At 34.1% G+C, this 2,860-nt stretch carries 2 protein-coding genes; both read left to right on the forward strand.

From position 1 onward, the window contains the following. The first annotated feature begins 1,367 nt into the window (after positions 1 to 1,367). Positions 1,368 to 1,529 carry a hypothetical protein gene (locus tag ACQKMV_RS23740; RefSeq protein ID WP_427506909.1) on the forward strand — a complete coding sequence of 54 codons (162 nt, stop codon included), beginning with the start codon at positions 1,368 to 1,370 and terminating at the stop codon, positions 1,527 to 1,529. A gap of 286 nt (positions 1,530 to 1,815) precedes the next feature. Beyond that, positions 1,816 to 2,727: a DNA primase gene (locus tag ACQKMV_RS23745; RefSeq protein WP_427506910.1), complete on the forward strand. Its 912-nt coding sequence runs from the start codon at positions 1,816 to 1,818 to the stop codon at positions 2,725 to 2,727. The last annotated feature ends 133 nt before the right edge of the window (positions 2,728 to 2,860 follow it).

Consider the following 2,860-nt stretch of genomic DNA (forward strand, 5'->3'; position numbering starts at 1 on the left):
CAGCGTTCGTCCTGAGCCAGGATCAAACTCTCCATAAAAAGAAATTTGATTAGCTCAAATTGTTTTGCTGGCATCATGTTTGATGTCCAAAATTTGTTTCGTTCACCAACTTGAGGTTAGCTACTAAAAACTTTATTGATTACGTTTTGCTTGTTCAGTTTTCAAGGTTCATTTATCATCGTCGTCTAGCGACAAGATTCGTATTATATCAAAATACCAAGAAGTATGTCAACAACTTTTTTAAGGTATTTTATTCTCTATCGAAATGACAGGTTTAAAATGTATCACAATATCTATTTATATGTCAACACTTCCTATCAAATAAGTTTTAACATTATAGTAGATTTAGCGACAGCTAAATAATATTATCGAAAAAATCTTTATGGGAATAAGTTTAGATTTGAAATTAAGTTGTACCGTTTAAAATAATCTTTGAATATATCCACACAACAATATATAGATATACGTATATATTTACAAATTGATATATACACATATCTATATATGCATATATTATCTATAACCCTTGGAATAAAGCGTTTTCTAAAATACGAATATATGTATATATCATCTCAGTTTTAAAAATTTTTTAGTGAAGACTATACTTAGAAAACAGAAAAAAGCAACAAATGTTATCGGCTTAGGGATTGTTCGTTGCTTTCTATTAGGTTCTATCGATTTCGTTTTTGAAAGATGTCTGAACCGAGGATATAGATTTTCTTTTCATCTTTTACAAGGTTATTTTTGATGTACTTGTCTAGGAAGATATCAATAATACTATCTACTTTATCGGCTTTGCTCAGTTGAAAGAGCGCATTTAGTGTATTACGTATTGTTTCGTTACGCATACACTTATGATTTGTACTGCTTCGCGTCTTTTTAGTTACAATCGCAATCGCTGGCATTCTTTCTGCTTACTCAGAGAGGTTGATATGAATGGTTTACGATCACATTATAACTATTCTTCTTTTCTTTCAACATCTCAACAAACTTAACACAGTCAGGTTTGAGAGATATTCAGGGCTAGCCTTGATGAAATAGCGAAATGCCAATACGTTTTTTAGGGACTCCGATCAAGAATGAATCTGATTATGAAAGATGTTCACCACCCCCACACTGACAACTTTTAATTGAGATTTGAGCAATATAGCAATTAAAATTACCTGAGAGCTTTTTAATTTTACCAAAGAAGTGGCATTAAATCGCACAGCGCAGAATAGGAAACTATAGAAAAGCAATAATTTCCTAAGCAATAAGGTAGCGTAGAAAATAATAGCGTAGATTTCCGTAGAATAGGAGGCAATAGCGATGGAACAAACAGTTTCAATAAAGCATCCCGAAGTGTTGGTTGGTGTCCATTATTTCAGGTGATTCAAGATACACCAACTGAAAGCTCAGTACCAAAAGCATTAATCCATGCTTTTTTCCCCATAGAATTAGAAATTACTTCCCTAGAAACAAATCCTACTTTTTCTGCCAATACATTTCTATTTGAAGAAGACCACCAACAGCAAGAGAGTTTCTTCTAAGCCTTATGCTCATCGATAGAAAAAGATTTTGTTGAGAATCATATTGGTTGTTTACATAACTGGTTAACCATCAAAAATTAAATCAGCCCTCAGATGGATTAATATCGAGTTAACGGGTGATTCTACGCCTCGATTCATCTATGAGCTCTTTTATTGTGCTCTTTTTCAAGAAAACTGGCATAAAATAGCACACAATAGAATAGAGAAAAATAGAGAAGCAAAAAAGTGCATGCCATAGAGTAGAAAAAAATTGAAAAAATTTGCGAAGAATGGGAGAGCGCAACATATGGAACAAACGATTTCAATAGAAAAGCGTATTCAAGAGGTACTCGTTAATGATCCATTATTTCAAGTAATTCAGGAAACACCAACTGAGCAGCATTTTTTATCAGAGTCATATTTAGACGAATTGATTGAGAAGAAGTACTATTCAACACCTGAAGTAGCTGGCTGGTTTGAGGTAACAGATGCCCAACTGCGTTATTATATTAAGCCATTTGAAGAATATCTATTTGATGGGGCGGCAACTAATCCCTCAACGTCGACCATCATTCGACTAGATTTCAAAGCTATTTTGAAACTCCGAATGATTTTACTATTGAAAGACGAATACCGGGTGAAAGGTTTGAAAAGATTATTATGTATTAATGAGGATGGCCACGTAATAAAACAGACAACTAGCGAAGTTACTGCACCAAAAGATCTTGAAAACCGAATGGATACCTTAAGCCAAGCACTTGCTCAGATTATGCAAACAGGACTTTTCCAAATCGAACAAGATGAAACAACTCAACAAACACAACTAATATTAAACGAAGACCTTCTTCAACAAAAAATCAAAGCAATCCCTCCCGAAACTTCGCAAAAGATTGCCGATATTCAAATCGTTACGGAGCAACTACAAAAGGAAAATCAGGAGTTAAAAGAAAAAATTGATGAGGTTATTACATCGAATAAAAACGACATCGCAATTAGAATTAGAGAAAAGCACCTTGAACAGACCGTACTAAACCGCTTAGAAAATGAAGCTTTAGAGCGCTACGCAGCAGAAAATAAGTGGCAACTCTTCGGAAAACTTTTCAATTCTACTCAAATCGAAATCGAAAAGAAACAATACATCGCAGCCTATATAGAAGAACATTTTCCCAAACGACTAAAACAAGAACTTCACCACTACCATGAGCAATTGGTGGAGTGAGGGGCTACGCAAAAAACAAAAAGGCAACCTCCTAACATTAAACTGTACCCTATAAGATAGACACTTTGAAAAAAGTCTATCCTATAGGGTACTTTTGTTTATAATGAGAAAAAAGATGTTGGGGTAGAGTGAA

It is taken from the genome of Lysinibacillus sp. NPDC094403 (assembly GCF_050278745.1).
GTDB lineage: Bacteria > Bacillota > Bacilli > Bacillales_A > Planococcaceae > Lysinibacillus.